This is a genomic window from Polymorphobacter multimanifer (assembly GCF_014205635.1).
Taxonomy (GTDB): Bacteria; Pseudomonadota; Alphaproteobacteria; order Sphingomonadales; family Sphingomonadaceae; genus Sandarakinorhabdus; species Sandarakinorhabdus multimanifer.
Genome location: NZ_JACIIV010000009.1, coordinates 146,237 through 153,320 on the forward strand (window position 1 = coordinate 146,237; position 7,084 = coordinate 153,320).

General features: G+C 66.9%; 5 protein-coding genes. 3 read left to right on the forward strand and 2 right to left on the reverse strand.

Annotation, left to right across the window (positions count from 1 at the left end):
- Position 1: 1 nt before the first annotated feature.
- Positions 2-1,414, reverse strand: a complete 1,413-nt coding sequence (locus FHS79_RS07770; protein ID WP_341534430.1) for a helix-turn-helix domain-containing protein — start codon at positions 1,412-1,414, stop codon at positions 2-4.
- Positions 1,415-1,632: 218 nt separating this feature from the next.
- Between FHS79_RS07770 and FHS79_RS07775 the strand changes: the two genes are divergently transcribed.
- Positions 1,633-3,228, forward strand: coding sequence for an isocitrate lyase (locus tag FHS79_RS07775; protein WP_184197877.1), 1,596 nt, complete (start codon positions 1,633-1,635; stop codon positions 3,226-3,228).
- Positions 3,229-3,392: 164 nt separating this feature from the next.
- Here the strand turns inward: FHS79_RS07775 and FHS79_RS07780 are convergent, their stop codons facing one another.
- Positions 3,393-4,163: a sulfite exporter TauE/SafE family protein gene (locus FHS79_RS07780; RefSeq protein ID WP_207792264.1), complete on the reverse strand. Its 771-nt coding sequence runs from the start codon at positions 4,161-4,163 to the stop codon at positions 3,393-3,395.
- A 140-nt stretch (positions 4,164-4,303) separates the two neighbouring features.
- Here FHS79_RS07780 and lptB point away from each other — a divergent pair, with 140 nt between their 5' ends.
- Both lptB and rpoN read left to right on the forward strand, forming a co-directional pair.
- Positions 4,304-5,110, forward strand: coding sequence for an LPS export ABC transporter ATP-binding protein (gene lptB, locus FHS79_RS07785; protein WP_373289774.1), 807 nt, complete (start codon positions 4,304-4,306; stop codon positions 5,108-5,110).
- 38 nt (positions 5,111-5,148) lie between these two features.
- The gene (rpoN, locus tag FHS79_RS07790) at positions 5,149-6,690 is read left to right on the forward strand and encodes an RNA polymerase factor sigma-54 (RefSeq protein ID WP_184197882.1); all 1,542 of its coding nucleotides are present in this window, start codon (positions 5,149-5,151) and stop codon (positions 6,688-6,690) included.
- The last annotated feature ends 394 nt before the right edge of the window (positions 6,691-7,084 follow it).

Sequence of the window (7,084 nt, forward strand, 5' to 3'; positions counted from 1 at the left end):
GTCAGTCCTCGGTGAAACGGAAAGGGGTGAGGCCGCGCACCCGCTCGTCGAAGGCGAGATGTGCGGCAGCGGGAGGCAAGCCGCGCTGGCGGCAATCGGCGCGGTGGCAGGCCGCACAGCCGGGGCCGATCGGCACGGCGGCACCGCCGAGATCGAGCCCCGAAGACCAGACAAGTGCTGCGGCATGGCGCGCCTGCGTGCCGATGCCGATGGCAAAGTTCGGCCGCTCGCTGCCCCAGGGGCCGGCGCCCCAAGGAACAGCGACGCTGCGCACGGTGCGCGCCAGCGTCAGGAAGCGATGGCCGTCCTCCAACTCGATCAACTGGCGTTGCATCTGTCCCGGGCTGGCAAAGGCTGCATGCAGGTTCCACAGCGCGCAACTGCCCATCCCCGGCTTGGGCAGCGGCGACGGCCCCGGCGCGAAGCGCTTCGAAATCGTGCCGGCGCGGTCGATCCGCACCAGGAAGAACGGCACCCCGCGCGCCCCCGCCCGGCCGAGCGTCGTCAGCCGGTGGGCAATCTGCTCCAGCCCGCGCCCAAAACGTGCCTGCAGCAGCTCGACGTCATAGCCGGTCGCCTCGCAGGCGGCGAGAAAGCGCCCATAGGGCATCAGCACGGCCCCTGCTGCATATTTGGCCAGCGCCACCACCGCCGCACGGCGCGCCAGCGGATCGATGATCGCCGCCGCGGCTTCGGCAATCTCGGCCTTGAGCTCGATCAGCGCCAGCTGGATGGCCGCCGCAAACCCCCGCGACGCGGCATCGAGGCTTTCGGAAAGCTGCAGCTGGCGTGCATGAAGGTCGAGCCGCCGCAGCATGTCCGGCATCACCTCGACGGGCATCACCCGGACGCCCAGGCTGTGCCGTGCGCGCAGCCGCTCGACCACCGCCGCATTCAGGTCCCCGCCCGACAGCCGAAGCTCGTCCGCCAGCGCCTCGGCCGCCATATCGAGTGCCGCAAAATGATTGCCATGCTGTTCGAGGAGCCCGCGCACCTGCGCGATCGGTCCCGATGTGATCCCGGTTTCGGCTGCCGCCGGCGCGCCAGCGGCCAACCGCACCAGCGCCTGCGCAATCCCCGGCTGCCGCACCGCCAGCTCGCGCAGATCGGCGCGCGGCACATCGATGCCGATCAGCCGCGGGTCGGTGAAGATTTTCACAAGCTCGTCGCCAAGTGCCGAGCCATCGCCCTCGGCCAGCGACCGCAGGTCGAGCTCATAGGTGCCCGCCAGCTTGAGCAGAAAGGCGGCAGACAATGGCCGCTGGTCGCGCTCGATCAGGTTGAGATACGACACCGAAACACCGAGATCGGACGCCATGCGCGTCTGTGTGAGCCCCCGCGCTGTCCGCAGCGCGCGCACCCGCGCCCCGGCGAACAGCTTGCGCGCGATCGGCTCGGCGGCCTCAAGGGTCACCAGTTCTGTCAAAATATTGACAATTCGACACGATATTTTGGCGAAATGGCCACGCTTTGACACTTTTCCTTGACTGATTCGCGTTGACCTCCGCCTAGCCCAGGCGCATCGACGCGGCAACGGCGAAACGCCGAACAAGACCAAATCACGGGGAGGATGCGGCGTCGGCTCACAGAAGCCGACGCCGCAAACATCGACACGAATTTCGGAGCATAGTCATGGCTTATCAGGATCACATCAGCGCCACTGCAGCCCTCATCGCCAGGCACGGCGGCACCTGGGATGGCATCAGCGCCGAATCGGTAGCGCGCATGCGCCTGCAGAACCGCTTTCAGACCGGGCTCGACATCGCGCGCTACACCGCCGCCATCATGCGCCGCGACATGGCCGCCTATGATGCCGATCCCGCCAGCTACACCCAGTCGCTCGGCTGCTGGCACGGCTTCATCGGCCAGCAGAAGATGATCTCGATCAAGAAGCACTTCGGCACCACCGATCGCCGCTACCTCTATCTCTCCGGCTGGATGGTCGCAGCGCTGCGCTCCGAATTCGGGCCGCTGCCCGATCAGTCGATGCACGAAAAGACCAGCGTCCCGGCGCTGATCGAGGAGCTCTACACCTTCCTCCGCCAGGCCGACGCCCGCGAGCTTGGGCTTATGTTCCGCGATCTCGATGCCGCGCGCGCCAATGGCGACCAGATCAAGGCCAAGCAGCTGATGGCCGCCATCGACGGCTATCAGACGCATGTCGTGCCGATCATCGCCGATATCGACGCCGGCTTCGGCAACGCCGAGGCCACCTATCTCCTCGCGAAAAAGATGATCGAAGCCGGTGCCTGCGCGCTGCAGATCGAGAACCAGGTGTCGGACGAAAAGCAGTGCGGCCACCAGGACGGCAAGGTCACCGTCCCGCATGAGGACTTTCTCGCCAAGGTCCGCGCCTGCCGCTACGCCTTCCTCGAACTCGGCGTCGAGGATGGCATCATCGTCACCCGCACCGATTCGCTGGGTGCGGGCCTCACCAAGCAGATTGCCGTCTCCAAGGAGCCCGGCGACCTCGGCGACCAGTACAACAGCTTCCTCGATTGCGAGGAGATCGACCCCAGCACGGCCCGCAACGGCGATGTCATCCTCAACCGCGGCGGCAAGCTGCTCCGCCCCAAGCGCCTGCCGTCGAACCTGTTCCAGTTCCGCGCGGGCTCGGGCGAGGACCGTTGCGTCCTCGATTGCATCACCAGCCTGCAGAACGGCGCCGACCTGCTCTGGATCGAGACCGAAAAGCCCCACATCGAGCAGATCGCCGGCATGGTCGACCGTATCCGCGAGGTCATCCCGAACGCCAAGCTCGTCTACAACAACAGTCCGTCGTTCAACTGGACGCTCAACTTCCGCCAACAGGTCTATGACGCCTGGGTCGCCGCCGGGAAGGACGTTTCGAAGTACGACCGTCCCAAGCTGATGAGCGTCGATTACGACGGCACCCCGCTCGGCGCCGAAGCCGATGAGCGCATCCGCACCTTCCAGCGCGATGCAGCCTCGCGCGCCGGCATCTTCCACCACCTCATCACCCTGCCGACCTACCACACGGCAGCGCTCTCCACGGACAATCTGGCGAAGGAGTATTTCGGCGATGCGGGCATGCTCGGCTACGTCAAGAACGTCCAGCGCGCCGAGATCCGCCAGGGGATTGCGTGCGTGAAGCACCAGAACATGTCCGGGTCGGACATCGGCGATGATCACAAGGAGTATTTTGCGGGCGAGGCGGCGCTCAAGGCCGGTGGCGCGCACAATACGATGAATCAGTTTGCCGCGTAGCGCGGCGCGCAAATAGCAGAGCTATTTGCCGACTCGCGCAAGCGCGGCCGGCGAGCGAAACGGGCGGCCCCTTCAGGCCGCCCGTTTTGACTCGTCCGACCCCGGATCAAGTCCGGGGCGGGCATTGCGGCTTTGCCGCGCCCTTCCTTCCTTCCTTCTCCCCCTCACCCCCGCACGAACAACCCCACCGTCAGCCCCACCCCGATCACCACCACCCCCACGCGCAGCACCTTGTCCGGCAGCACATGCAGCAGCCGCGCCCCGGCATAGCCCCCCGCAATCGCCCCCAGCCCGATCACCAGCGCATGCGCCCAGGCGACAGCCCCCGACAGCGCGAACACCACTGCCGCCGACAGATTGGCGAGCGAGATCAGCACATTCTTGGTGCCGGCCGCATTGCGCACCGGCATCCGCGCCAGTGTCAGCGCCGCCAGCGTCATGATCCCAGCCCCGCCCCCGAAAAACCCGCCATAGACCGCGATCACCGTCTGGATCAGCGCCGAAACCCAGGCCGGCGGCGGCACGATCGGCGCATCCCCCGGCTGCGGCTTGCGCCGGCCCCACGTCGACCAGGCGAACACCAGGGTCGCTGCCAGCACCAGCCACGGCACCATGCTCGCAAACACCCGGCTCGGCGTGATGATCAGCAGCAGCGCGCCGGCAATGCCGCCCGCAAAGCTGATGATCGCCAGCACCCGGAACGAAAGCCGCTCCGCCCCCGCCACCAGCTTTCGCCCCGCAAGCCCGGTGGTGATCTGCCCGGGAAACAGCGCGATGGTGCTGGTGATGTTGGCGAGCTTAGGGTCCAGCCCCGCAATGATCAGCGCCGGGAGCGTGACGAACGACCCACCTCCCGCCAGCGCATTCTGGATGCCGGCCCACACCCCCGCCACAAGCAGCAACAGGAGCATGGCGGGATCGAAGGAAGCGAGCATCGGCAGCGTTTTGCCGGGCACCTGCCACCAGCGCCAGCCATTTCGGCTGCCTGTCCCCTTGCACGACCATGGTCGAGACTGGCATTGAGGCCATGCAAACTTCGCGCCACAGTCGGGCGCCGCGCATGAGGCAGTGTTTTATGGCAGACGCCACCATCATGGACGAAGACGACGGCCCCATCGCCGCGCTGGAGCCGCACGACGCTGCCCCCTTCGAAGGTGTGGCCCGCGGTCTCTCTGTCGATGGCATCGGCAAGGCCTATGACAAGCGCGTGGTGCTCCGCGACGTGTCGCTTTCGGTCCGCCGCGGCGAAGTTGTCGGCCTGCTCGGCCCCAATGGTGCCGGCAAGACGACCTGCTTCTACTCGATCATGGGCCTCGCCATGCCCGATTCCGGCCGCATCCTCCTCGATGGCCACGACATCACCGGCCTCCCCATGTACCGCCGCGCCGCCCTCGGCCTCGGCTATCTCCCGCAGGAAACCAGCATCTTCCGCGGCATGACCGTCGAGCAGAACATCCTCGCCGTCCTCGAAGTCGCCGAGCCCGACAAGAAGCAGCGCGCCGAGCGGCTCGAGCAGCTGCTCGCCGAGTTCAACATCACCCGCTTGCGCGCCGCCCCCGCCATGGCCCTCTCCGGCGGTGAGCGCCGCCGCTGCGAAATCGCCCGTGCGCTGGCTGCCAACCCTTCGATCATGCTCCTCGACGAGCCCTTCGCCGGCATCGATCCCATCTCCATCTCCGATATCCGCGCGCTCGTCGTCCAGCTCCGCGAGCGCGACATCGGCGTCCTCATCACCGATCACAACGTCCGCGAAACCCTCGAAATCGTCGATCGCGCCTGCATCATCTACGATGGCCGCGTGCTCTTCGAAGGCACCCCGCAAGCCCTTGTCGCCGACGAGACCGTGCGCCGCGTCTATCTGGGCGAAGATTTCGCGCTATGATCCGCGCTTCAGCCAAAGCCGGGGGCGGCTGAAACATCATGGGGCTGGGGCCAAGGCTGGAGCTTCGGCAGTCGCAGCAGCTGGTGATGACACCGCAGCTGCAGCTCGCCATCAAGCTGCTCACGCTCACCAACATCGAGCTCGAATCCTATATCTCCGACGCGCTCGACAAGAACCCCCTCCTCACCACCGCCGAAAGCGACGGCCCCACCGAAACCCCCTCAGCCGAAGCCCCTCCACCCTCCGAAACCGACGGCCTCGATGCCCTGCTCGGCCGCGAGCCACAGGCAGCCCTCGCCGAATCCCCCCTCGATCTCGCTCCCCCCGACTCCGGCGGCCGCGATGAAGGCGAATCCGGTTTCGAAGGCGGCGGGGGCGCGCTCGCCAACACCAGCGCCTCCAGCAGCGGCACCGCCAGCAGCACCGGGGACGGCGAAGGCTTCGATCTCGATCGCCTCAGCGAAGATGGCCTCTCCCTCCACGCCCATCTCGCCGCCCAGGCCGGCATGGCCTTCAGCGGCATCGCCCTCACCATCGCCGAACATCTGATCGATCTCATCGACGACGCCGGCTACCTCACCGAGCCGCTAGAAACCGTCGCGGAGCGCCTCGGCGTGGCCCCCGAGACCGTCGAAGCCGTCCTCACCGGCATCCACCGTTTCGATCCCACCGGCGTCGGCGCGCGCAGCCTCGCCGAATGCATCGCCCTCCAGGCGCAGGAGGCAGACCGCCTCGATCCCGCCATGGCCGCCCTCATCGGCAATCTCGATCTCGTCGCCCGCGGCGATATCCCCGGCCTCATGCGCGTCACCGAATGCGACCGCGAAGACGTGATGGACATGATCCGCGAGCTCCGCCGCTACGATCCCAAGCCCGGCCTGCGCTTCGGCGGCGAGGACGCCGCCCCCGTCGTCGCCGATGTCTTCATCCGCCGCGCTCCAGGCGCGCTGGGCAACGGCAAGAACGGGGGCTGGCGCGTCGAGCTCAACCAGGCCACCCTCCCCCGCCTCATCATCGACCGCGATTATCACGCCGTCCTCGCCGCCGACGGCAGCAAGGCGACGGGAAGCTTCCTCAACGAATGCCTCGGTGACGCCAACTGGCTGCTGAAGGCGCTCGATCAGCGCGCCCGCACCATCGTCAAGGTCGCCAGCGCCCTCGTCGTCCAGCAGGCGGGCTTTTTCGAACACGGCGTCAGCGCCCTCAAGCCCCTCACGCTGCGCCAGATCGCCGACGCCATCGACATGCACGAATCCACCGTCAGCCGCGTCGCCGCCAACAAATATCTCGCCTGCGATCGCGGCCTGTTCGAGCTGCGCTGGTTCTTCTCCTCGGGCGTCGCCTCCTCTGCCGCCACCGCATCCGGCGAAGGCGGCGCCTCGGCCGTCGCCGTCAAGGACCGCATCGCCCGCCTCATCGCCGCCGAAGGCGCCGCCGTCCTCTCCGACGACAGCCTCGTCGAAATCCTCACCGCCGAAGGCTTCGACATCGCGCGGCGCACCGTCGCCAAATACCGCGAAGCCCTGGGCCTCGGCTCCAGCGTCGCCCGCCGCCGCGCGCGCACGCTGGCGGAGGCGTAGGAAATGGCAGAAGAGCCTCCGGCGGCTGGGGCCTCAGGCCCAAGACCCCCGAAGTCGGACGATAATTTTCGTCACAACCAACGACCGGTTTGCGCCCCCCTTCCGGCCATTCGCGCCGGAGCGCCGCGATTCCGAAAGCGGACGTTCGAACCAGAGCAAACTGGCTACTTTGGCCTAGGGGTCAGCTTCCGCCGCCCTTTTCAGAGAACCTTATAAATCGCACAGCTGCTTGCATCGGGGCGATTTCCGCCCGCGCCACAGAACGGAGCCCGACGTGATTAGATTCTTTTACAATATGGGTAGCCGGGGCAGATTCCCGGGCAGAGCGTCTTCCCTTTGGGTCGTAGCTGTGATTCACACTGCCGATGACTCTGGGAGGATCAGACCCTGTTGA